This window comes from Streptomyces sp. NPDC025618 (genome assembly GCF_055558795.1).
In genome coordinates this window covers 369,763-391,747 of sequence record NZ_JBVHLW010000001.1, presented here as the reverse complement: position 1 = coordinate 391,747, position 21,985 = coordinate 369,763, and the positions used below count along the sequence as shown (strand labels likewise).

Genomic DNA, 21,985 nt, shown 5'->3' with positions numbered 1-21,985 from the left:
TCGAGAAGGGCGGGCGCGCGTCAGCCGCGCTGGATGCCCGTGGTGTCCTGGAGCACACCGCGGCGGCCGTCCTGCGTCTGCGCGACGAGGGCCTGACCGCGCTGGTCGACCGCGAGGTACCAGGTGCCGGGCGCGAGCTCGGCGACCGGCGTCGGGGAGCCGTCCTCCGCGTAGAGCGGACGGGCCACCGGCACGGCGAACCAGAACGGGGCGAAGTCCGCGGCCGGAGCGGCGGGCTGCGCCGCGGCCTGCGGAGCGGCGGCGGCCGCCTCGCCCATGCCGTGGTCCATGCCGTGCTCCTGCTGCCCCGGCTGGGGCTGCTGCGGCTGGCCGCCGTACGAGGGCTGCGCGCCGTACGGGCCCGCGGCACCGTGCTGCTGCATGCCGCCGGGGTAGCCGTAGCCCGGGTTCGGGCCGGCGCCGTACGGACCCGGGGCCTGCGGGCCGGGGGTGCCGACCAGCGGGGCCTTGAGCGCCGGGGTGCGCGGCGTGAGCACCGCGGCCGCGGCGAGCGCGAGGTTGGCGATCAGACCGAGGATCTGGCCGACACCCGCGGACACCTGGGAACCGCCGCCGACGATCGTCCACAGCGAGGACCACGCGGCGAAGACCGCGAACGCGGTGCCCCACTGGTCCAGGCCCATGCCGACGAGCTTGCGTCCCTCGGGCTGGAAACGGGCGGCGACGATGAGCGCGGCGGCGATGATCCCGGCGAGGAAGATCGACGGCAGTACGGGGAACAGGCCGGACTTCCAGCCGTTCGGCTCCGTCGGGCAGAACGACGACTGCGCGCCGCAGTCGTACGAGTAGAAGCTGAGGAACGAGGCGATGAACAGCAACACCGCTGCTCCGATCACCACGCCGTCGCCTCGAGTGAGGGAGCGGATGTTCACCTAAAATCCTTTGTCAGTGTTGATCAGTGTCGTCGCTGTCGCCGGTACGCGAGATGCGAGGGGGCGCGGGGGTGGCCCCCATCGTACGGGTGAACCTATCGCCTGAACGGTCGGGGCGTCTCCTTCGTATCACCCTCGTGACATGCCCGTGGCCTGCCGGTACTTACCTCCGCAGGAAGTCCGCGACACCCTTCGCGATCCCTTGCGCCGCTTTTTGGCGCCATGTCGGGTCGGTCAGCAGAGCGGCGTCCTGAGGGTCGCGCATATTGCCGCACTCGATGAACACCTTGGGCACCGTCGAGAGGTTGAGGCCCCCGAGATCCGAGCGGGTGTCGAGTCCGGTGCCGCCGCCGATGTAGTTGGACGGCGCGCTTCCGGTCGTCCGTACGAAGGTGCCCGCGATCCGCTCGCCCAGCTCCTTCGACGGCCCCACGATCGGCCCGGTGTCCGCCCGGCCGGCCCGCACCGCGGCGGGGAGGATCACATGGAACCCGCGGTCGCCGACGGCCGCGCCGTCCGCGTGCACGGAGACGGCGGCGTCCGCGTGCGCCTTGTTGCCGATCCCGGCCCGCTCGTCCACGCACGGCCCGTACGGCCGGTCGCCGTCGTGGGTGAGCCGCACCTCGGCGCCCTGTGCCTGGAGGATCTCCCGGATCCGGTGGGCGACGTCGAGGCTGAACGTCGCCTCCGCGTAACCGGCGTTCGTGGATGTGCCGGTGGTGTCGCACTCCTTGCGGCCCGTGCCGATGTCCACGGAGCGGTCGATCTCCGCGGTGTGCTCGCTGTTGTGGATGTTGTGCCCGGGGTCGACGACGACCACCTTGCCCTTGAGCGGGCCGTCGGCGCTCACGGTGCCCTCCGTTTCCGGCGACGCGGACGGCGACGGCTCTTTCGACGCGGACGCGAACGCTGACGCGGGGGCCTCCGGGGACGGGCTCGTACGGTGCGCGGACGGCGCCGCGGATGGTGCCGCGGACGAGGTGGCGGCCGCCGCCCGACGCTTGCCGTCGTCCGCCGAGCCACTGCTCGCGCCCCACAGCAGCCAGCCCAGGAGACCGGCCGCGACCACGGCCGCCCCGGCTACGAGAGCGCGGGGAAGGACGCGGGGAAAAGTGCCTCTGGACATCCGGCGATGCTAGCGCCGCGGCTCACACGCCGGGACCGGTACGGCGCAGAACGTGCAGCGAGCGCGTTACCGAGACTTCGGTGAACGCCCCGGACGCAAGAGCCCTGCGGTACACGCGGTACGGGGCCTGGCCGCCGTCCGCCGGGTCGGCGAAGACGTCGTGGATCACGAGCAGCCCGCCCTCGGCGAGGTGCGGGGCCCAGCCCTCGTAATCGCCCGTGGCGTGCTCGTCGGTGTGCCCGCCGTCGATGAACACCAGCCCGAGGGGCGTGCCCCAGACCGCCGCGACCTGCGGCGACCGGCCGACGACCGCGATGACATGCTCCTCCAGACCCGCCTTGTGCAGGGTGCGCCGGAAGGTGGGCAGCGTGTCCATCCGGCCCACCTCGGGGTCCACGACCGTCGGGTCGTGGTACTCCCAGCCCGGCTGTTGCTCCTCGCTGCCGCGGTGGTGGTCGACGGTCACCACCGTCGTCCCGGCCTCCCGGGCGGCGTCGGCGAGCAGGATCGTGGACCGCCCGCAGTATGTGCCGACTTCGAGGAGCGGGTGGGGGTGCGCGGCGGCCGCGGCTTCCGCGGCTTCGTGGAGGGCGAGCCCTTCGTCCAGCGGCATGAAGCCTTTCGCCGCTTCGAATGCGGCGAGGGTTGCGGGTTTGGGGGGCACGGTTTCCTCCACGGCGGGTTTGTTGGTGGGGCCATGCTCTCCTACGGGGCGGGGTCCCCGGCTACCGGCCCGTTGCCGCCTGCGGCGGGGCGGCCTGCGGCCGCGTCCTCAAACGCCGGACGGGCTGAATTGTGCACCCACATCAGCCAAATCCAGCCCGTCCGGCGATTGAGGACAACGCGGCGAAGCCGTGTTGCCGGGGGTCTGGAGCGCAGCAAAGAGCGCCGCAGGCCAACGGGCCCGCACCCCACCCCCCGCTACAACCACCCGTTCTGCCGCGCCGCCCGCACCGCCTCCATCCGGTTCCGAGTGGCCGTCTTGCCGATCGCCGCCGACAGATAATTCCGCACCGTCGCCGGCGACAAGTGGACCTTCGCCGCGATGTCCGCGACCGTCGCCCCGTCCACCGCCGCGGCCAGGACGTCGCGTTCGCGTTGAGTGAGGGGGTTCGGGCCCGCGCTGAGGGCGGCCGCGGCCAGGCCGGGGTCGATGACGCGCTCGCCCGCGAGCACCTTGCGGATCGCGGCGGCGAGGTCCTCCACCGGGCCGTCCTTCACCAGGAAGCCGGACGCCCCGGCCTCCATCGCCCGGCGCAGATAGCCGGGGCGGCCGAAGGTCGTGAGTATCAGCACCCGGCACTCCGGCAGCGCCGACCGCAGGTCCGCGGCGGCGTCCAGGCCGCTGCGGCCGGGCAGTTCGATGTCGAGGAGGGCGATGTCGGGCCGCGCCTCGCGCGCCTTCGGCAGGATCTCGTCGCCGTTGCCGACCTGGGCGACGATCTCGATGTCCTCCTCCAGCCCGAGCAGCAGCGCGAGCGCGCCCCGCATCATGCCCTGGTCCTCGGCGAGCAACACCTTGATCATCTCTTGCGGTCCTCCTCGGACTCCGAGTCCACGGGCAGTTCTGCGACCAGCCGGAACCCCCGCCGTCCGTCCGGTCCGCACGTCAGGGAACCACCCGCGACGGCCAGTCGTTCGGCCAGCCCCTTCAGGCCCGTTCCGCAGCTCTTCGCGGGTGCGTCCGAGCCTACGCCGCGCCCGTTGTCGGTGATCTCCAGGCGCACTTGGTCGGTTTCGCCGCGCACCTCCACCGTGCAGCGCCCGGCGCCGCTGTGCCGTACGACGTTGGTGACGCCCTCGCGCACCACCCAGCCGAGCAGCGCCGCGGACTGCGGGGGCAGCGGGGGGCCCGACTGGCGGATCTCGGCCTCGATCCCGGAGGCTTCGAGGAGCGAGCCGGCGCGGTCGAGTTCGGTGGTGAGGCTGCCCTCGCGATAGCCCGTGACGGCCTCGCGGATCTCGGTGAGCGCCTGCCGTCCGACGGCCTCGATGTCGGCGGCCTGGCCGAGCGCGGCGTCCAGGTCGCGGGGCGCGAGGCGGCGTACGGCCTCCGCCTTGACCACGATCACGGACATCGTGTGGCCGAGCAGGTCGTGCAGGTCGCGCGAGAAGCGCAGCCGCTCCTGCTCGACCGCGCTGCGGGCCAGTTCCTCGCGGGTGGCGCGCAGTTGGGCGACGGTCTCGAAGAGGGTGAGGATCGCGGCGGTGACCAGGCCGGAGAGCATGGTGCCGTAGCCGATGGTCAGCGACTCGCTGGGACTGCCGCGGAAGCTGCCGATGAGCCCGGCGGAGCCGGACAGGATGAGGACGACGACCCCGAGCCGGCGCCCGTTGCCCTCGCGGTTCCTGAGCACGATCCCGCTGGCCAGCGACAGCAGCGGGAAGCAGAGCAGCCAGTCGCCGCCGTAGCCGACGGTCAGCGCGTAGGTGACGGCCGCCAGTCCGGCGAGCGCCACGTGCGGCGTCGGGGTGTGGCGGCGCCGCTCGTCGAGGCTGGTGAAGACCGCCACGGTGTAGAGCACCGCGAAGGCGAGCACCCCGGCGCCGCCCAGCCAGGGCAGCGGGACCTGCCCGTGGAAGAGCCCCTGGACGTCCTCGGTGAGCATGAAGAGCCACGGCAGGAAGGCGTATTTCCCCGGTGGTTTCCCCGGTGGTTTGTGGCGTGCCGCCGACTTGGCGCTGTCGTTCATGCCCCGACCTTAAGCAACACCGTGGTGACCTGGGCAGATGCAAGTGTGGGCGACGATCCGTGACATTTGTCGTAAGGCCCGGTGCCGCCGGGGACCGCCCCGCCCGTGGCCTTCCCACCCTCACGGCGATCGGCTATACATGGGTCCCATCGGGTCGGCTAGAACGCGTTCTACGTCGAGCGTGTCCCGGGCCGACCGGCAGTGACTCCGGCGCGGGCGGCGGTGCGGACGGCCGGGACGGGGTCTCCACCTCGCCGCGAAGGAGCCCTGCCCCGATGCCGATCGACGCAGCGCAGGCGGTCGCCGCCGAGCCCCGTACCACCCAACTCTCCTGGGACCACAAGGACATCCAGCTCTACCACCTGGGCATCGGGGCGGGCACCCCGGCCACCGACCCCGCCGAACTCCGCTACACCCTGGAGAGCAGGCTCCACGTCCTCCCCAGCTTCGCGACCGTCGCGGGCGGCGGCATGGCGCTGGGCGGCGGCCTCGCCGCGCCCGGCATCGACATCGACCTCGCCGCGGTTCTGCACGGCGGACAGCACATCGCGCTCCACCGGCCCCTTCCCGTCCGCGGCGGCGCCACCCACACCTCGCGCGTCACCGCCGTCCACGACAAGGGCAAGGCCGCCGTCATCGTGCTGCGCTCCGACGCCGCCGACGCGGACGGGCCGTTGTGGACGAGCGAGTGCGAGATCTTCGTCAAAGGCGAGGGCGGCTTCGGCGGCGAGCGCGGCACGTCCACGCGGCTGGACGTCCCCACGACCGCCCCGTCCGTCACCGTCGAGCGCCCCGTCCGCGAGGACCAGGCCCTCCTCTACCGCCTCTCCGGCGACTGGAACCCCCTGCACGCCGACCCCGAGTTCGCCGCCGCCGCGGGCTTCGACCGGCCCATCCTGCACGGCCTGTGCTCCTACGGCATCGCCCTCAAGGCGGTCGTGGACACGCTGCTCGGAGGGGACGTCAGCCGCGTCCGCTCCTACGCGACACGCTTCGCGGGCGTCGTCTTCCCGGGCGAGACGCTCCGCGTCCGGGCCTGGAGCGTGGCGCCGGGGCGGACGCAGCTGCTGGTGACGGTGGCGGAGCGGGGGGACGCGCCCGTCCTGACGGACGCGGTGGTCACCCACGACTAGGGCCGGCCACCGCCCGGAACGTGCTGGAACGCGCCCCCACATCCAAGGAGTCCGCCATGCGCGCAGCCGTACTGCATCAGACCGGGCAGGACAAGCTCGACGTCCTCGACTCCGTCGAGCCCACCGGGTTCGGGCCGGGCAAGGTGAGGATCCGGATGCGGGCCACCGGGCTCTGTCACTCCGACCTCTCCGCCATGTCCGGCGTCCTGCCGCAGCCCGCCCCCTTCGTCCCCGGCCACGAGGGCGCCGGGGACGTCGTCGAGACCGGCGACGGCGTCACCGGACCGCGGCCCGGCGACCGCGTCCTCGTCTGCTGGCTTCCCGCGTGCGGCAGTTGTCCGGCCTGCCGGCGCGGACAGTCCCAGCTCTGCCTGGCCGGATTCATGAACTCCGGCACCCCCAACTTCCGCCACGGGGACACCGACGTCTTCGGGTTCGCGGGCACCGGCACCTTCGCCGAGGAGATCGTGGTGGACGCGGGCTGCGCCGTGCCCATCCCCGACGACCTGCCGTACGACATCGCCGCCCTCATCGGCTGCGGCGTCACCACCGGCCTCGGCGCCGCCCTCAACACCGCCGCGGTGGAGGCCGGTTCGTCGGTCGCCGTCATCGGCTGTGGCGGCGTGGGGGTCTGCGCCGTGCAGGGCGCGCGCGTCAGCGGGGCGGCCCATATCGTCGCCGTCGACCCCGTCGCGTCCCGCCGCGAGGCCGCCCTGCGCTTCGGCGCGACCGAGGCGGTCGCGCCCGACGCCCTAGACGACGCCGTCGCCCGGCTCACCGGCGGCGAGGGCTTCGACTACGTCTTCGAGGTCGTCGGCAAGTCCGCCACCGCCCGCGCCGCCTACGGAGCGACACGGCGCGGCGGCACGCTGTGCGTCGTCGGGGCGGGCGCGATGGACGACGACTTCCGGATCAACATGTTCGAGCTGTTCTTCGACGAGAAGCGGATCCTGCCGTCCCTCTACGGCGGCGGGTCCATCACGCGCTCGTACGAACGCGCCATCGCCCTGTGGCGGGCCGGTCGGATCGACCTCGCCGGGCTCATCACCCACCGTGTCCCGCTCGCCGGGATCAACGACGCCCTCGACCAGATGCGCTCGGGCGAGGCACTGCGCACCTGCGTCGAGATCTGAAGGGGGGCACCGTGGCGACATCCCTGGCGGGCCGCACCGCGATCGTCACCGGCGCGGGGCGCGGCCTCGGCCGGGCCGAGGCGCTCGAACTGGCCCGGCTCGGCGCGCACGTCATCGTCAACGACCACGGCCGGCCCGGCCGCGACGGCTCCGGCGCCGCGTCCGCCGGGCCCGCGGAGCGGGTCGTCGCCGAGATCAGGGCGGCCGGCGGCCTCGCCACCGCCCACGCCGGTGACGTGGCCGACTTCGCGCAGGCCCGGGATCTGGTGGAACTGGCCGTCCGCAGCGGCGGATCGCTCGACATCCTCGTCAACAACGCGGGCATCCTCCGCGACCGGATGGTCTTCTCGATGACCGAGGACGAGTGGGACTCCGTGATCCATGTGCACCTCAAGGGGCACTTCAACACCACGCGCTTCGCCGCCGCGTACTGGCGGGAACGGTCGAAGGCGACCGGCCGCCCGGTCTACGGACGGGTCGTCAACACCTCGTCGGAGGCGTTCCTCGCCGGATCGGCGGGCCAGCCGAACTACGCGGCCGCGAAGGGCGGCATCGTCGGCCTCACCACGTCGACGGCGGAGGCGCTGCGGAAGTACGGGGTGACGGTCAACGCGATCTGCCCCCGGGCGCGGACCCGGATGACGGAGGACGTCTTCGCGGGTATCGGCGTCCCCGAGGGCGAGCCGGACGCGCTCGCGCCCGGGCACGTCTCCCCGCTCGTCGCCTATCTCGCCTCCCCGGCGGCCGCCGGGGTGACCGGGCAGGTCTTCGTGGTCCACGGCGGGATGGTCGCGGTGCTGGAACGCCCGCGGATCGCGGCACAGTTCGACGCCGCCGAGGGCACCTTCGGGGTGGAGGAACTGGAGGCCGCGCTCACGCCGTACTTCGCGACGCGGCCGCTGGGCGAGACGTTCGCGGCGAAGGAGATTCTGGGCTTGAAGCGGCGGCCGTGACGGGGGGTGGGTTGCGGGGCACGCTTTGTGCGTTGTCCTCATGCCGGACGGGCTGGATTTGGCTGATCTGAGTGCGCAATCCAGCCCGTCCGGCGTTTGAGGACAACGCGCGAAGCGTGTTGCTGGGGGTCTGGGGGGGCCTGCCCCCAGTTCGGGAAGGGGCGGGGCTGGGGAAAAAGCCCGCCGCAGGCGCCGACTGACCCGCAGCCGAGGACTGGGCGGGAGCCCCGAGCCGGACGGGCCGGAAGCCACTGAGATCAGCGACTTCCGGCCCGTCGGCCGACCAGAACTACTACCGGTCCGTTCTGCGGTGCTTGCCGTGCGCAGGCGCACTGGCATCTTGCGGTGAGGCCGGGCCACGGTGCCTGCCGGAGCCGGCGGCTGCGGCCTGGGCGGCCTCGAGAGGGCGCGCTTCGGTCGTGTCGGTTCGGGCGTCGGGCATGGGGAAAGTCACTCCGTCGGATGGGGTCTGCGTGCTCTGCGCTCGGGGGCCATGGCAGTGGCGCACGGCGTCGACGGAAGTCAACACACTTTCCGCGCACGACCGTCCGGTCCACTCCGGTGTCCGTCCGGTACAGCTGCGCAGCCCCCGCCCGATACTAACGGGACCTTGATCGCCTAGCCACCCGGTCCGTCGGCGAGTCGCCCCGCTCAGGGATGGGGATTCCGCCCGAGCGGTGCCTGTTGCAGGGGCACGGGCCGGGACGGGCACTCGTACCCCCGCACGGCCGGGGCGGGCCGGGCGGCCGCCGACCAGGCTTCCGGCATCGCCGCCGGCCGCCCGGGATAGACGGACGGCGGCACGGCGGTCCACAGCTCGGGCTCCACCCGCTGGGCCGGCGGCCCGAGCACGGGCCCCTGCACGGGCACGGGGATCAGCCCTTGGGCCGCCGTGTCGCAGGCGGCGGCCCGCACGGGATCCGGCGTGGCGAGCGGTCTCCGGGCCGGGGCAGGCCCGGGGGAGGGCTCCGCCAGATCCCGGAGCACGCTCCGGGCGGTCGGGACGGCCGGGCGCATCGGCTCGGGGTCCGGGGTCCGGGGCCGACCGGCGGCGTCGGTCGGCCTGTGCCCCGGCGGGACCGGATCCGGGGTCGCGGGGGAGGGGCCCGCCGGTTCGCGCGACGGAATCCGGGCCTGGTCGGGGGCCGAAGGAGGGGCGGCGGCGGACGGGTCCACCGGGTGGGGGGTCAGGCCCAGGGCTCGGTCCGGCGCACTCGTGGAGACGGAGGCGGCCGGGCTCGCCTGGCCGGGGCGCGCGCCCTGGGCCACGGGTGCCGGTTGCCCCGGCGGGTCGGAAGCGAAGGGACGCGCCGGGCCGGTTTCCGGCAGGCGGCCCCGGTCGGCGGACGGCCCCGTCGCCTCAGCGGGCACGATCCGGGGCTGCCCGTCGGGCTGTTGCCCCCGGGCGGCGGTTGCCGGCCGCTCCAGCAGACCGGGGTCGGGAGGGAGAGTTCGAGGCGCGGGTACGCCGTCCGCCGGCCGGGCCTGCCCGGGGGCCGGCGCGCCCAGCTGGGTCATCGGGTCGGGAGTGAGCGGCCGGCTCGTGGAGACGGACGGGCTCGCCGGGGCCCGAAGTGGAGTCGGCTGCTCCAGCGGGTCGGTGGTCCGGGGCGGGGACGTGGGGTCCGGCGCCTGGGCCCGGTCGGCGGCCGATGGGTCGGAGGGTGCCGCTGCTCCGAGCGGCGCCGGGCCGGGAGGGAGGTGCCGGGGTGCGGGGGCGTTGCCCGGTGCGGGTTCTCCCAGTGGGGTGGGAGCGGGGGAGTGCGGTTGGGTCGCGGAGGCGGACGGGTTTGCCGGGGCGTTGCCCGGGGCCCGGAGGGGGGCGGGACCTCCCAGCGGGGCCGGGCCGGAGGTGCGCGTCGGGTCGGGGGTGAGCGGCCGGGTCGCGGAGGTGGACGGGCTTGCTGTGGTGTTGCCCGGGAATCGGAGCGGTGCCGGTTCCCCGAGCGGGGCCGGGCCGGGGGCGCGCGTCGGGTCGGGAGTGTGCGGCCGGGCCGCGGCGGCGGACGGGCTCGCCGGGGCGTTGCCCGGGGCCCGGAAGGGGGCGGGATCTCCCAGCGAGCCCGGGGTCCGGATCGCATCAGGTGGGACATGCCGGGCGGTCGGACCGGCTGGTTGGGGGCCCCGGTCCGAGAGTGACGGGGCGGTGGGAGCCGGGCCCCCTGGCGTACCGGGCGTGGGGTTCGGCACGCGGGCCCGGTCGGCGGCCGATGGGGCCGGAGGCGCCGGTTCGCCGACGGGCGGCATGGCGCCTGCCATGCGGGCCCGTTCAGTGGATGCCGGTTCCCCCAGCGGTGGCATGGGACCTGCCATGCGGGCCCGGTCGTGAGGCGCCGGTGCCCCCCGCGAGGGCAACGGGCCTGTCTCGCCGGCCCGTTCAGGAGGCGCCGGTTCCCCCCGTGAGGGCCTCGGTGCCCCCGACGGGCCGGGGGGCGGGTTCGGCCCCCGGGGATGGGCGGCGGCCGGTGGGGGTGTGGGGGCTCCCTGGGGGCCGCGGGCCGTATCCCGGTCCTCGCCGCGCGCCCGGTCGCGGTCCGTGTCCGGGAGGCGCAGGCGGGCCAGGCCGCAGCGCACGTACGGCGTCACGTACGGCAGGCGGAGCTCGCCGGCCGCGGTCCACAGGCCCGTGCCCACCAGCCAGCCCGCCGGGGCAGGGAACTGCTGGAGGCGGCGGGCCGCCGGGCGCCACACGCCCACCCAGCTGCCGGTCGGCCCCTCGATGCGGAACGCCACCGCGCACCCCTCGGGCGCCAGTTCCTGGCCGGGCTGCGCGGCGAAGGGGGTGAGCACGGCGTCGGGCAGCCGCAGGCACTCCGGGAAGCGCACCGGCCGCGCGGAGCCCAGCACCCCCCAGCCCAGCCGGTCGTGGCCGGGCGCGTCCGAGCGGACGAGCAGGAGACCGCTGTACGGGTCGGCCAGCAGCAGCCGGTCCTGGCTCTCCTCGGTGATCTGGAGGAGGGGACTGATCGCGCCACCCCGCCCGAGATCGACGATCACGGTCTTCGTGCGCCCGTCGTGCTCGCGGTCGAGGGCGAGCAGCCGGCCCGTACGGTCGAGCCACGCGCCGCCCGTGCAGCGGCCCCCGACCTCGGCGATCCGCTCGGGACCGAACGCGCCACCGTGCAGCAGCCACAGCGCGGTGGAGCGCTCGTGGTGCACCAGGCCGTACGCCGCGGTGCCGCCGGGCGCCGGGGGCAGCAGGGACAGCCGCTCGCACTCCACGGCTCCGACCTGCAGCTCTCCGGTGCCGGGGCCGGTGGGGTAGAGCAGCGAGAGTGTGTGCCGCTCGGCCACCTTGCGCCGGATCAGGACCCGGCCGTCGGAGAGCGGCAGCACATCGCTGTCGGGCTCCTCGGGCTGGGGGCCGGGCAGCGGCACGGCGTACGGTTCGGGGCCGTCGAGCGTCCAGCGCTCCGGAAACCAGCCACCCGTTCCGCCGTCGAGGGCCAGCCGCGCGGCGTACGAACCGTCCGCTGTGACCGTGAATGCCGCGCGTCTCATGTCCATCGACGCACTCCGTGGGGTGCTCTGTGGAGTGCTCTGGGGGGCACAGACCGTCATGAGAAACGTCACCTCCGGCACTGAACGTAGTTATCGCACTACCTGCCGAACAATGAGAGCGGGTCCGCTTCACGCGTAAGGGTGGCGGATGTCCGATTCGCCTGAGCGATGGGGGGTGGGTGTGCTTCGTGCAGCGCCGCCCGATTAAGGTAAGGCGTACCTAAGTGGCTGGACCGGCCGTCTTGACGGCCGCTCGACGGGTATGCCTCCGTACCCCGTTCGCACCCCTCACTCCTGGAGCACGTGATGTCCCTTCGCCGCCGCGGCCCCGCCGCCGTCGCCCTCTCCATAGCCGCCGCGCTGTCCCTCGCGGCCTGCGGCTCCTCCGACGACGGCAAGGACTCGGCGGGCAAGGACGGTGGCAACGGCTCCAAGGCCGTGGCCGAGGGCGGCAAGGACTTCGGCAAGGCCGGCGAGCAGACGAGGAAGATGGGCACGGACGCGGCGCCCGGCCGGTTCCCGCGCACGGTCACCCACGCGCTGGGCACCACGGAGATCAAGGAGCGGCCCAAGCGCGTCGTCGTCCTCGACGTCGGCGAGCTCGACAACGTCGTCTCGCTCGGCCTGAAGCCGGTCGGCTGGGCGCCCACCGAGGGCAGCCAGGGCATCCCCGACTACCTCAAGAAGGACGCCGGGGAGCCCAAGAGCGTCGGCACCATCAACAACCTCGACCTGGAGGCCATCAACGACCTCCACCCCGACCTGATCCTCGGCAGCAAGCTGCGCGCGGAGAAGAGCTACAAGAACCTGTCGAAGATCGCGCCGACCGTGTTCTCCGTCCGCCCGGGCTTCACCTGGAAGGAGAACTACCTCCTCAACGCCGCCGCCCTGGACCGGACCGCCGAGGCGAGGAAGAACCTCGACGCCTACGAGGCCAAGGCGAAGAAGCTCGGCGAGGACGTCGGGGAGAAGAAGCCGACGATCACCATGCTGCGCTACATGCCGCAGTTCACCCGCCTCTACGCGGGCCAGTCCTTCATCGGCACCGTTCTCAAGGACGCCGGCCTGCCGCGTCCGAAGAACCAGCAGGGCGACAAGCTCGCCGAGCAGATCAGCCCGGAGAACATCGATCAGGCGGACGCCGACTGGATCTTCACCGGCGTCTACGGCGACCCCGACAAGACCAAGCGCGACAGCGCCCAGGACAACCCCCTGTGGAAGAACCTGAAGGCGGTCAAGGACGGGCACGCCAAGGACGTCAAGGACGAGACCTGGTACCTCGGCCTGGGGGTCACCGCCGCGAACAGCGTCCTCGACGATCTTCGCGGCTTCCTGGTGAAGTAGCGCCCGGAGCGGTCGCCCCCCGCGCGATGGCCGTGCGGGCACGTCGGACAGGTAGCCTTTCCCCCGTGCCCGCACTGTCTGAAGTCATCGCCGCCCTCGACGCTCTGTGGCCCCCGGAGCGGGCCGAGCAGTGGGACGCCGTCGGCACCGTCTGCGGCGACCCCGAGGCCACCGTCGGCCGGGTCCTCTTCGCCGTCGACCCCGTGCAGGAGGTCGTCGACGAGGCCGTGAAGCTCGGCGCCGACCTGCTCGTCACCCACCACCCGCTCTATCTGCGGGGGACGACCACGGTCGCGGCCTCCACCTTCAAGGGCCGGGCCGTGCACACCCTCATCAAGCACGACATCGCCCTGCACGTCGCGCACACCAACGCCGACCGCGCCGACCCCGGCGTCTCCGACGCCCTCGCCGGCGCGCTCGACCTGCGCGTCACCGGACCGCTGGTGCCCGACCCGACCGACCCCGAGGGCCGCCGCGGCCTCGGCCGGATCTGCGCGGTCGACCCGCCGGTGAAGCTTTCCGAGTTCGCCGAGCGCGCCGCCCGGCGGCTGCCCTCCACCGCGCAGGGCATCCGCGTCGCGGGCGACGGCGACCGTACGATCCGCACGGTCGCCGTCTGCGGCGGCTCCGGCGACTCGCTCTTCGACGAGGTGCGGGCCGCGGGCGTGGACGCCTACGTCACCGCCGACCTGCGTCACCACCCCGCGTCCGAGGCCCAGCAGCACAGCCCGCTCGCCCTGGTCGACGCCGCGCACTGGGCCACCGAGTGGCCCTGGACCGAGCAGGCCGCCGCCCAGCTCGACGAGATCTCCGACCGCCACGGGTGGGGCCTGCGCACCCACATCTCCCGTACGGTCACCGACCCCTGGACCGCCCACGCGGCGTCCTCCTTCCCGCACAAGTAACCACAGGAGCCCCCAACTGAACGCCGCGCCCGCCGACCAGATCCGCCTTCTCGACCTCCAGGCCCTGGACACCCGCCTCGGACAGCTCGCGCACAAGCGCAAGAGCCTGCCCGAGCACGCCGAGATCACCTCGCTGGAGGCCGACCTCATCCAGCACCGCGACCTCCTCGTCGCCGCGCAGACCGAGGAGAGCGACACCGCCCGCGAGCAGTCCAAGGCCGAGTCGGACGTCGACCAGGTGCGCCAGCGCGCCGCCCGCGACCAGCAGCGCCTGGACACCGGCGTCGGCATGTCCGCCAAGGACCTGGAGAACCTCCAGCGCGAGATCGCCTCGCTCGCCAAGCGCCAGGGTGACCTGGAGGACGTCGTCCTGGAGGTCATGGAGCGCCGCGAGTCCGCGCAGGAGCGGGCCACCGAGCTGGCCGGCCGCGTGGAGTCCGTGCAGGCCAAGGTCAACGACGCCGTCGCGCGCCGCGACGCAGCCTTCGCCGAGATCGACGCCGAGGCCGCCTCGGTCACCAAGCAGCGCGAGATCGTCGCCGGATCCATCCCGGCCGACCTGCTGAAGCTCTACGACAAGCTGCGCGTCAAGGAGGGCGGCGTTGGCGCGGCCCGCCTCTACCAGCGCCGCTGCGAGGGCTGCCGCGTGGAGCTCGACATCACCGCGTTCAACGAGGTCCGGGCCGCCGCCCCGGAGACCGTCGTGCGCTGCGAGAACTGCACCCGCATCCTGGTCCGCACCTCCGAGTCGGGCCTGTAGCACCCATGGCGCGTCGCTTCGTCGTCGAGGCCGACGGAGGGTCCCGGGGCAACCCGGGCCCCGCCGGCTACGGCGCGGTCGTGCTGGACCCGGCGACGGGCGAGGCGCTCGCGGAGGCCGCCGAGTACATCGGCACGGCCACCAACAACGTCGCCGAGTACAAGGGCCTCATCGCCGGGCTCCGGGCGGCGAAGGCCCTCGACCCGGAGGCCGTCGTCCTGGTCCGGATGGACTCCAAGCTCGTCGTGGAGCAGATGTCCGGCCGCTGGAAGATCAAGCACCCGGACATGAAGCCGCTGGCCGCCGAGGCCCGTACGGTCCTCCCGGCAGGGCGTGTCACCTATCAGTGGATCCCGCGCGAGCAGAACAAGCACGCGGACCGGCTCGCCAACGAGGCCATGGACGCCGGGCGGCTCGGCAGGCAGTGGGAGCCCGGCGCGTCCGCCGCGGCCGTCCGCGAGCGGCCGGCCCCGGAACCCGTCATACCCGCGCTCCCGGACGGGCCCCCGCTCGCCGAGCCCAAGGCCGCGCCCGTCGGCTGGGCGGCACCCGCCGACCTCGGCACGCCCACCACCTTCGTCCTGCTGCGGCACGGCGAGACGGCCCTGACACCGCAGAAGCGGTTCTCCGGCAGCGGTGGCGACGACCCCGCGCTCTCGCCCGCCGGGCGCCGCCAGGCCGAGGCCACGGCGGCCGCCCTCGCCGCCCGCGGCACCGTCCAGGCCGTCGTCACCTCGCCGCTGCGGCGCTGCCGGGAGACGGCCGCCGTCGTGGCCGCGCGCCTCGGCCTGGAGGCGCGCGTCGAGGAGGGCCTGCGCGAGGCGTCCTTCGGCGCCTGGGAGGGCCTGACCTTCGCCGAGGTCAAGGAGCGCCACCCCGACGACCTCGACGCCTGGCTCGCCTCCTCCAAGGCCGCGCCCACCGGCGGTGGCGAGAGCTTCGCCACGGTGGCCCGCCGGATCGCGCTCACCCGCGACAGGCTCCTCGCGCGCTACGCGGGCCGGACGGTCCTCCTGGTCACGCACGTGACCCCGGTCAAGACCCTCGTCCGCCTCGCGCTGGGCGCCCCGCCGGAGTCGCTGTTCCGGATGGAGCTGTCCGCGGCCTCCCTCTCGGCGGTGGCCTATTACGCCGACGGCAACGCCTCCGTACGGCTGCTGAACGACACGTCGCACCTGCGATAGCGGCACGACGGGCTCCCGCCGCCGACGGGAGCCCGCCCGGCTACTCCGCGACGCGCAGTGCTATCGCCTCGTTCAGGGCCGCGAGCGCGGCCAGGCGCTGCCGCTCACGCTCCTCGATGTCCTGGGGGCTCTCGCCCGTCGCCGCGACGCGCGGGCACGTCGGGCACTGCCAGCGGTCGGGGGCACCCATGGGCGGCGGTGTCATGGCGACAGCGCAGTGGGGGCACTTCACGATCACTCCTTCCACATGACCGCACGACGCGCAGACCCACACGGGGCCCTCGGCGTCGTGCTGCCGCCACGCCGTCCTCAGACAGCGCGGGCAGCCGGTGGTGACGATCCCGGCGCGGCTCATGACTGGCGGCTCCGGGGTGGTGTCCGCGTACTCGATGATCCGGGCCCTGATCCGGGCGTCCGTGGTGTTGGCCATCCTGAGCAGGTGTGCGACTCGCGAGCGGGCCTCGTCAACGAAATCGTTCATGGCGAGCAGCAGGCTACGCGGAAGGAGCGCGGGTCAGGCGCGGTGATCACGGCTCAAGGGCGGAGGTTCGCGGGCCGCGGGAGAGTGGCGGTGCAGGTACGGCGGGGCCATGGCGTTCGATGGCGTTCCATGGCGCGTTTCTCGGATTGACCCTTTCGGACGACACCGGACCGGTGGGCTGAGGTGACCGCTGCGTGATCGCGGGGCCCGTGACGTCGGTTCAGCCGCGCAAGGACGCGGCCGCGCGGGCGAGTTCGGTCACCCGGCCCCAGTCCCGCTCCGCGAGGGCGTCGGCGGGCAGCATCCACGTACCGCCCACGCAGCCGACGTTGGGCAGGGCCAGGTAAGCACGCGCCGTCTTCGGGCCGATGCCGCCCGTCGGGCAGAAGCGGGCCGCGGGCAGCGGCCCGGCGAGGGACTTCAGGAACGCGGGCCCGCCCGCGGCCTCGGCGGGGAAGAACTTCATCTCGCGCACGCCGCGCTCCAGCAGCGCCATGACCTCCGAGGCGGTCGACACCCCCGGCAGGAAGGGCACTCCGGCCGCCGTCGCCGCGGCCAGCAGCCGCTCCGTCCACCCCGGGCTCACCAGGAACCCGGCCCCGGCCGCCGTCGCCGCCTCCGCCTGATCGGGCGTCAGCACGGTCCCCGCCCCGACGACCGCCTCCGGCACCTCCGCCGCGACGGCCCGTATCGCCTCCAGCGCCGCGCCCGTACGCAACGTGATCTCGACCGCCCGCAGCCCGCCCGCCACCAGCGCCCGCGCCAGCGGCACGGCGTCGCCGGGGTCGTCGAGCACGACCACCGGCAGCACGGGAGCGAGGCTGAGCACGTCACGGGGTGGCATCACGCACGGCATCCTGCCGTGGGGGAGTGAGGCGCGCAATGGTGGTTGCGGAGGACGCAACGCGAGGGCCTCGCGCCCGGCTCACGGGCATACGGCGAAGGCCCCCTGCCCTGCCGCTTCGGCAGTTCAGGGGGCCTCGCTCACGATGGCCGGCGGACGAGTCGGCCTGTACGCCGGGTTCTGTCTCCCGGTCGCCTCGCGGCGGCCGGGGAGGCGGCCATCCATCTAGACCTGCCGTTGCCGACAGGTTCGTGCGGTCTACCCGCGGACTCGGGCGGGCAGCCCTCGGTCGTCCGCGCAGGGCCGCCGTGAGGCGACCCCTCTTGACCTTGCTCCGGGTGGGGTTTACCTAGCCGTCCGGGTCACCCCGGACGCTGGTGGTCTCTTACACCACCGTTTCACCCTTACCGGAAGCCTCGCGGCCTCCGGCGGTCTGTTTTCTGTGGCACTGTCCCGCGGGTCACCCCGGGTGGGCGTTACCCACCACCCTGCCGTGTGGAGCCCGGACGTTCCTCGGGAGATCCGAAGATCCCACGCGGCCGCCCGGCCGGCTCGTCCGCCGTGCCGACCATGTTACCTGGCGTGACGCAGCCCCCTGGACCTCGCTCCCCGCGCCCTGCCCCTCACGCCGGAGCGAACCAGAGCTTGTCCCGGCCCGGGTCCGCCTCGATCACCCGGACCCGCATCCGGTGGCCCAGCCGCAGGGGCGGGCCGTCCCCGTCGCCCTCGACATGGCCGACCACGGCGGGCTCGTAGAGATGGACGGTGCCCGCGGTGGGGCGCTCCTCCTGGACGTCGACGACGTACGCGTCGAAGACCTGGCCGATCCGGTCGCGCAGCAGCGCCGCCTCGACCAGGTCCACGCACTCCCGCTCCACCTCGGCCGCCCGCCGCGCGCCCGTCTCCATCTCGCCGGGCAGGGCGTCGAGCGCGGCCCGCACCCACTCCGGCGGGTCGGTCCCGGCGGCCGCGGCCAGGCACAGCTCGCCCGTGTAGCGGTCGACGAGGCGGCGCAGCGGGGCCGTGCAGTGGGCGTACGGCGCGGCGAGCGCGGCGTGGGCGAGGGCGGCCGGGTCGGTGGGGACGGGGTGGGCGGACGGCCGCTCGTGGTCGAAGACCGCGTACCCGGCGCCGCGCAGGAGGGCGGTGCACTCCTGGAGGAAGGCGGCGTGCTGGGCGTGGGTGGGTTCGAGGGCGCGGACGACCACGGCGTAGGGCATGTTCTCGGGCCAGTTGACGCCGAGGGCGCGGGCCACGCGGCGCAGCCGGGCGACGGCGGACCCGGGCGCGGGCGGGAGGGTGCGCAGGATGCCGGTGCCCGTGCTGAGCATCAGCTCGGCGGCGGCCATGCCGGTCATCAGGGATATCTGGGCGTTCCAGCCGTCGGCGGGCAGGGGCGCGCGGTATTCGAGGGCGTAGTGGTTGCCGCGGCGGACGATCTGCTGCTCGGGGACGTCGAGCGAGACGCCGCCGCGGGCGCGCTCCAACTCCTCGCGGCGCAGCCCGACCTCCCGCAGCAGGCACAGCGGTTCCTCGGCCGTGCCGGAGTCCACGGCGCGCTGCACGCCCGCGTAGTCGAGCTTGGCCCGGCTGCGGACGAGGGCACGGCGCACGTCGGCCCGCTCGACCTGGCCGTCCGGGTCGAGGTCGAACTGCCAGAGCAGGGCGGGCCGGGTGTGGTCCGGCAGCAGGCTGGCGGCGCCCTCGCCGAGGACGTCGGGGTGCAGGGGCACGCGCCGGTCCGGGTAGTAGAGGGTCATGACGCGGCGGTGCGCCTCGGCGTCGAGAGCCTGGCCGGGGCGGACGAAGGCGGTGACGTCGGCGATGGCGTAGTGCACCCGGAAGCCGCCCGCCCCCCGGCGCGCGAGGAACATCGCCTGGTCCAGGTCGCGCGAGTCGGGCGGGTCGACGGTGAAGAGCGGCAGATCGGTGGCGTCGCGCGCCGGGAGCCGGGGCCGCGCCGCCGCCTGCTCGGCCTCCGCGAGGACCTCGGCCGGGAAGTCCACGGGTGTCCCGGACCGCGCGCGCAGCTCGCGCAGGGCGGCCCGCAGGGGCGTGCCGTCAGCGTCGGTCACGTGGATCGGCCGGCGGGGCATGACATCGAGCGTAGGCGGGGCGCGGGCGCGGGGCACGGCGGGAGCGGCGCACGGCGTTAGGCTGCCCCGGGGCCGTACCCGAAGAAGAACCACTGGAGGAGATCGACCGTGCGCGTGCTGCTGCCGCCGTCCGAGGGGAAGGCCACGGCCGTCGAGGGCGGGCCCGGGGCCGCGCTCGACCTCGGGGCACTGTCGCTGCCGGGGCTGTCCGGGGCGCGCGAGGCCGTGCTGACGGAGCTGGTGGAGCTGTGCGCGGCCGACGCGGACAAGGCCGCCGAGGTGCTGGGGCTCTCGCCCGGCCTGCGCGGGGAGATCGCGAAGAACGCGGGCCTGCGCACGGCGGGCGCCCGCCCGGCCGGTGAGGTCTACACCGGCGTGCTGTACGACGCGCTGGGCCTGGCCGGCCTGCCCCCGGCGGCGCGCCGCCGCGCGGAGGCTTCCCTGCTGGTCTTCTCCGGGCTGTGGGGCGCGGTGCGGGTGGGCGACCCGATCCCGTCGTACCGCTGCTCGATGGGCGTACGGCTGCCGGGGCTGGGCGCGCTCGGCGCGTACTGGCGCGGCGCGATGGAGCCGCACCTGGCGGAGGAGGCGGCGGACGGGCTGGTGCTCGACCTGAGGTCGGCGGCCTACGCCACGGCGTGGAAGCCCAAGGGCGAGGCGGCGAGCCGCACCGCGACGGTGCGGGTCCTCCAGTCGAAGATCGTCGACGGGGTCGAGAAGCGGTCCGTGGTGAGCCACTTCAACAAGGCGACCAAGGGCCGCCTGGTCCGCGACCTCCTTACGGCGGGCGTCGTCCCCGCCGACGTGCCGGAGCTGGTGACCGCGCTGCGGGACCTGGAGTACACGGTGGAGGCCGCGGCCCCCGCCCGCGCGGGCCGGCCGTGGGCGCTGGACGTCGTGGTGACCGAGGTCTGACGGGGGACTGGCGGGGGTCCGGCGGAGATCCGACCGGGGTCCAGGACGGCCGAAGGCCCCGGTGGGGGCCGGGGCCTTCGGGGCTGTGGCCGGTCAGCGCACCGTGACCGTGAACTCGGGGGACGTCGCCTGGCCGCCCGTGACGCGGAGGGAGTTCTTGCCCTTGATGCCGAGCTTGACGCGCATCGAGTAGGCCGAGTTCTTGTCGACCGCGACGGTGGCGGGGAGCGAGACCCACGTGGAGCCCTGCTTCTGCTGGAGGGTGACCTTCGTGCCCGCCTTGATGCCGGTCGCCTTGCCGGAGACGCGGAACTCCTGCCAGGCGCTGACGGTGGCCGTGCTCGCCTGCGCGGTCAGCGCGGGCCGCGCGGATATCGCGGCGGAGGGGGACACAGAGGAAACAGAGGGGGAGGCGGAGGAAACAGAGGGGGAAGCGGACGGGGCGGCGGCGAAGGCGGCACTCGCGCCGCCGGCGACGAGGGCACCAGTGAGGGCGAGGCGGTATGCGCGGTTCATGGCGTGTTCCTCCCTGTAGACCTGATTCATGGCCTTCATCGAGGAACACGGGAAACGCGGGGTCCGGGTTGCCTGTGGATGCCATGTAATTCAAGGGAGTTGAGGTCCCTGTGGCTCTTCACGGGCCTGCCGGCGCGGGCCCGGCCGCCGGTGATCATGTCACCATGGTGGACTGAATGGTTGATCCGACAACTACTGTGGAGTGCGACGCATGACGGACCCCGGCCGCGGCACAGCCGCGCCCCAGCGTGCCCCCGAGGGCGGCTCCGGCGACCGCATAGCCGCGGCCCGGCGCACGGGCCTGCTCGTCACCCTCGTCCTCGGCGGTCTCACCGCCCTGCCGCCGCTGTCCATGGACATGTACCTCCCGGCGCTGCCGGAGGTTACCGACGCCCTGCACCGGCCCGCGGCGACCGTCCAGCTCACGCTCACCGCCTGCCTCCTGGGCATGGCGCTCGGCCAGCTCGTGGTCGGTCCCATGAGCGACAAGTGGGGGCGCAGGCGGCCCCTCCTCGCCGGCATGATGATCTACGTCCTCGCCACCGCCGTCTGCGCCTTCGCGCCCACCGCGGAACTGCTGATCGCCTTCCGCCTCGTGCAGGGGCTGGCGGGCGCGGCGGGCATCGTCATCGCCCGCGCCGTCGTGCGCGACCTCTACGACGGCGACGCCATGGCCCGCTTCTTCTCCACCCTCATGCTGATCTCCGGGGTCGCCCCCGTCGTCGCCCCGCTCATCGGCGGACAGGTGCTGCGGATCACCGACTGGCGGGGCGTCTTCGCCGTCCTCACCGTCGTCGGCCTGCTGCTCACCGTCGTCGTCTGGCGCGGCCTGGGCGAGACGCTGCCGCCCGGACGGCGCCAGGCCGGCGGGCTCCGCGAGACCCTGCGGGCCATGGGCGGGCTCCTCGGCGACCGCGTCTTCGCCGGTTACATGCTCTCCGGCGGCTTCGCCTTCGCCGCTCTCTTCGCCTACATCTCCGCGTCGCCGTTCGTGATCCAGGACATCTACGGGGCGTCCCCGCAGACCTTCAGCCTGCTCTTCGGCCTCAACTCCATCGGCCTCGTCATCGTCGGCCAGATCAACGGCAAGGTGCTCGTCGGGCGCGTCAGCCTCGACAAGGCGCTCGCCGTCGGGCTCGCCGTCGTCACCCTCGCGTCCGTCGCCCTGCTGCTGATGGCCTCCGGCGTCTTCGGTAAGGCGGGACTGGTGCCGGTCGCGGCCGGGCTGTTCGTGCTGATGTCGGCGATGGGCCTCGCCATGCCGAACACCAACGCCCAGGCGCTGATGCGCTCGCGGGACGCGGCGGGCTCGGCGTCGGCCCTGCTGGGCACGTCGACGTTCGCGCTCGGCGCCGTGGCCTCGCCCCTGGTGGGCATCGCGGGCGAGGGCACGGCCGTGCCGATGGCGGTGGTGCAGGTGGTCTGCGCCGTGGCGGCGGTGCTGAGCTTTGTGCTGCTGTGCCGGCCCTGGCGGGCCCGGTCCGGCAGCTGAGGCCCTTCGCCCAGAC

At 74.1% G+C, this 21,985-nt stretch carries 19 protein-coding genes and 1 other RNA gene; 9 read left to right on the top strand and 11 right to left on the bottom strand.

Going from position 1 to position 21,985, the window contains the following annotated elements; all coding sequences use genetic code 11:
• Window positions 1-20 precede the first annotated feature (20 nt).
• The 5 genes from ACZ4A5_RS01745 to ACZ4A5_RS01725 form a co-directional block, all read right to left on the bottom strand.
• Window positions 21-893, bottom strand: coding sequence for a hypothetical protein (locus ACZ4A5_RS01745; RefSeq protein WP_467577084.1), 873 nt, complete (start codon window positions 891-893; stop codon window positions 21-23).
• A 163-nt stretch (window positions 894-1,056) separates the two neighbouring features.
• Window positions 1,057-2,019: an N-acetylmuramoyl-L-alanine amidase gene (locus tag ACZ4A5_RS01740; protein WP_467577081.1), complete on the bottom strand. Its 963-nt coding sequence runs from the start codon at window positions 2,017-2,019 to the stop codon at window positions 1,057-1,059.
• Window positions 2,020-2,041: 22 nt separating this feature from the next.
• Entirely contained in the window at window positions 2,042-2,632 is a 591-nt protein-coding gene (locus tag ACZ4A5_RS01735) for a class I SAM-dependent methyltransferase (protein WP_467577267.1), read from the bottom strand.
• Window positions 2,633-2,940: 308 nt separating this feature from the next.
• Window positions 2,941-3,546 (bottom strand): response regulator transcription factor, encoded by a 606-nt coding sequence (locus ACZ4A5_RS01730; RefSeq protein ID WP_361533409.1) that lies wholly within the window; start codon window positions 3,544-3,546, stop codon window positions 2,941-2,943.
• Entirely contained in the window at window positions 3,543-4,712 is a 1,170-nt protein-coding gene (locus ACZ4A5_RS01725) for a histidine kinase (protein ID WP_467577077.1), read from the bottom strand. The genes ACZ4A5_RS01730 and ACZ4A5_RS01725 overlap by 4 nt, the downstream gene beginning before the upstream one ends.
• A gap of 275 nt (window positions 4,713-4,987) precedes the next feature.
• Between ACZ4A5_RS01725 and ACZ4A5_RS01720 the strand changes: the two genes are divergently transcribed.
• From ACZ4A5_RS01720 to ACZ4A5_RS01710, 3 genes are read left to right on the top strand one after another with little or no spacing between them, the layout of a single operon-like run.
• Window positions 4,988-5,845 (top strand): MaoC/PaaZ C-terminal domain-containing protein, encoded by an 858-nt coding sequence (locus ACZ4A5_RS01720; RefSeq protein WP_467577074.1) that lies wholly within the window; start codon window positions 4,988-4,990, stop codon window positions 5,843-5,845.
• Between the two features lie 56 nt (window positions 5,846-5,901).
• Window positions 5,902-6,978 (top strand): Zn-dependent alcohol dehydrogenase, encoded by a 1,077-nt coding sequence (locus ACZ4A5_RS01715; protein ID WP_467577071.1) that lies wholly within the window; start codon window positions 5,902-5,904, stop codon window positions 6,976-6,978.
• Window positions 6,979-6,989: 11 nt separating this feature from the next.
• Window positions 6,990-7,931, top strand: a complete 942-nt coding sequence (locus tag ACZ4A5_RS01710) for a 3-oxoacyl-ACP reductase (protein ID WP_467577068.1) — start codon at window positions 6,990-6,992, stop codon at window positions 7,929-7,931.
• 651 nt (window positions 7,932-8,582) lie between these two features.
• Here ACZ4A5_RS01710 and ACZ4A5_RS01705 read toward each other — a convergent pair.
• Window positions 8,583-11,438, bottom strand: a complete 2,856-nt coding sequence (locus ACZ4A5_RS01705; RefSeq protein WP_467577064.1) for a hypothetical protein — start codon at window positions 11,436-11,438, stop codon at window positions 8,583-8,585.
• A 300-nt stretch (window positions 11,439-11,738) separates the two neighbouring features.
• Between ACZ4A5_RS01705 and ACZ4A5_RS01700 the strand changes: the two genes are divergently transcribed.
• From ACZ4A5_RS01700 to ACZ4A5_RS01685, 4 genes are all read left to right on the top strand, one after another.
• On the top strand, window positions 11,739-12,776 hold the full coding sequence (locus ACZ4A5_RS01700; protein WP_467577061.1) for an ABC transporter substrate-binding protein: 1,038 nt from the start codon (window positions 11,739-11,741) through the stop codon (window positions 12,774-12,776).
• Window positions 12,777-12,841: 65 nt separating this feature from the next.
• Window positions 12,842-13,681, top strand: coding sequence for a Nif3-like dinuclear metal center hexameric protein (locus tag ACZ4A5_RS01695; RefSeq protein WP_467577057.1), 840 nt, complete (start codon window positions 12,842-12,844; stop codon window positions 13,679-13,681).
• A gap of 16 nt (window positions 13,682-13,697) precedes the next feature.
• Window positions 13,698-14,441: a zinc ribbon domain-containing protein gene (locus ACZ4A5_RS01690; protein ID WP_467577263.1), complete on the top strand. Its 744-nt coding sequence runs from the start codon at window positions 13,698-13,700 to the stop codon at window positions 14,439-14,441.
• Between the two features lie 5 nt (window positions 14,442-14,446).
• Window positions 14,447-15,625: a bifunctional RNase H/acid phosphatase gene (locus ACZ4A5_RS01685; protein ID WP_467577054.1), complete on the top strand. Its 1,179-nt coding sequence runs from the start codon at window positions 14,447-14,449 to the stop codon at window positions 15,623-15,625.
• A gap of 40 nt (window positions 15,626-15,665) precedes the next feature.
• Here ACZ4A5_RS01685 and ACZ4A5_RS01680 read toward each other — a convergent pair whose 3' ends face one another.
• The 4 genes from ACZ4A5_RS01680 to ACZ4A5_RS01665 form a co-directional block, all read right to left on the bottom strand.
• Complete coding sequence (locus ACZ4A5_RS01680) at window positions 15,666-16,106, bottom strand: hypothetical protein (RefSeq protein WP_467577051.1); 441 nt, start codon at window positions 16,104-16,106, stop codon at window positions 15,666-15,668.
• 220 nt (window positions 16,107-16,326) lie between these two features.
• Window positions 16,327-16,950, bottom strand: a complete 624-nt coding sequence (gene eda, locus ACZ4A5_RS01675) for a bifunctional 4-hydroxy-2-oxoglutarate aldolase/2-dehydro-3-deoxy-phosphogluconate aldolase (RefSeq protein ID WP_467577048.1) — start codon at window positions 16,948-16,950, stop codon at window positions 16,327-16,329.
• Between the two features lie 153 nt (window positions 16,951-17,103).
• Window positions 17,104-17,505: RNase P RNA component class A (rnpB, locus tag ACZ4A5_RS01670), an RNA gene on the bottom strand.
• Between the two features lie 68 nt (window positions 17,506-17,573).
• Window positions 17,574-19,046 carry an RNB domain-containing ribonuclease gene (locus ACZ4A5_RS01665; RefSeq protein ID WP_467577045.1) on the bottom strand — a complete coding sequence of 491 codons (1,473 nt, stop codon included), beginning with the start codon at window positions 19,044-19,046 and terminating at the stop codon, window positions 17,574-17,576.
• Between the two features lie 108 nt (window positions 19,047-19,154).
• Between ACZ4A5_RS01665 and yaaA the strand changes: the two genes are divergently transcribed.
• Complete coding sequence (yaaA, locus tag ACZ4A5_RS01660; protein ID WP_467577042.1) at window positions 19,155-19,961, top strand: peroxide stress protein YaaA; 807 nt, start codon at window positions 19,155-19,157, stop codon at window positions 19,959-19,961.
• 93 nt (window positions 19,962-20,054) lie between these two features.
• Here yaaA and ACZ4A5_RS01655 read toward each other — a convergent pair whose 3' ends face one another.
• Complete coding sequence (locus tag ACZ4A5_RS01655; RefSeq protein WP_467577039.1) at window positions 20,055-20,477, bottom strand: hypothetical protein; 423 nt, start codon at window positions 20,475-20,477, stop codon at window positions 20,055-20,057.
• A 211-nt stretch (window positions 20,478-20,688) separates the two neighbouring features.
• On the opposite strand from ACZ4A5_RS01655, the gene ACZ4A5_RS01650 reads away from it, so the two are divergent.
• The gene (locus ACZ4A5_RS01650) at window positions 20,689-21,969 is read left to right on the top strand and encodes a Bcr/CflA family multidrug efflux MFS transporter (protein ID WP_467577036.1); all 1,281 of its coding nucleotides are present in this window, start codon (window positions 20,689-20,691) and stop codon (window positions 21,967-21,969) included.
• Window positions 21,970-21,985 lie beyond the last annotated feature (16 nt).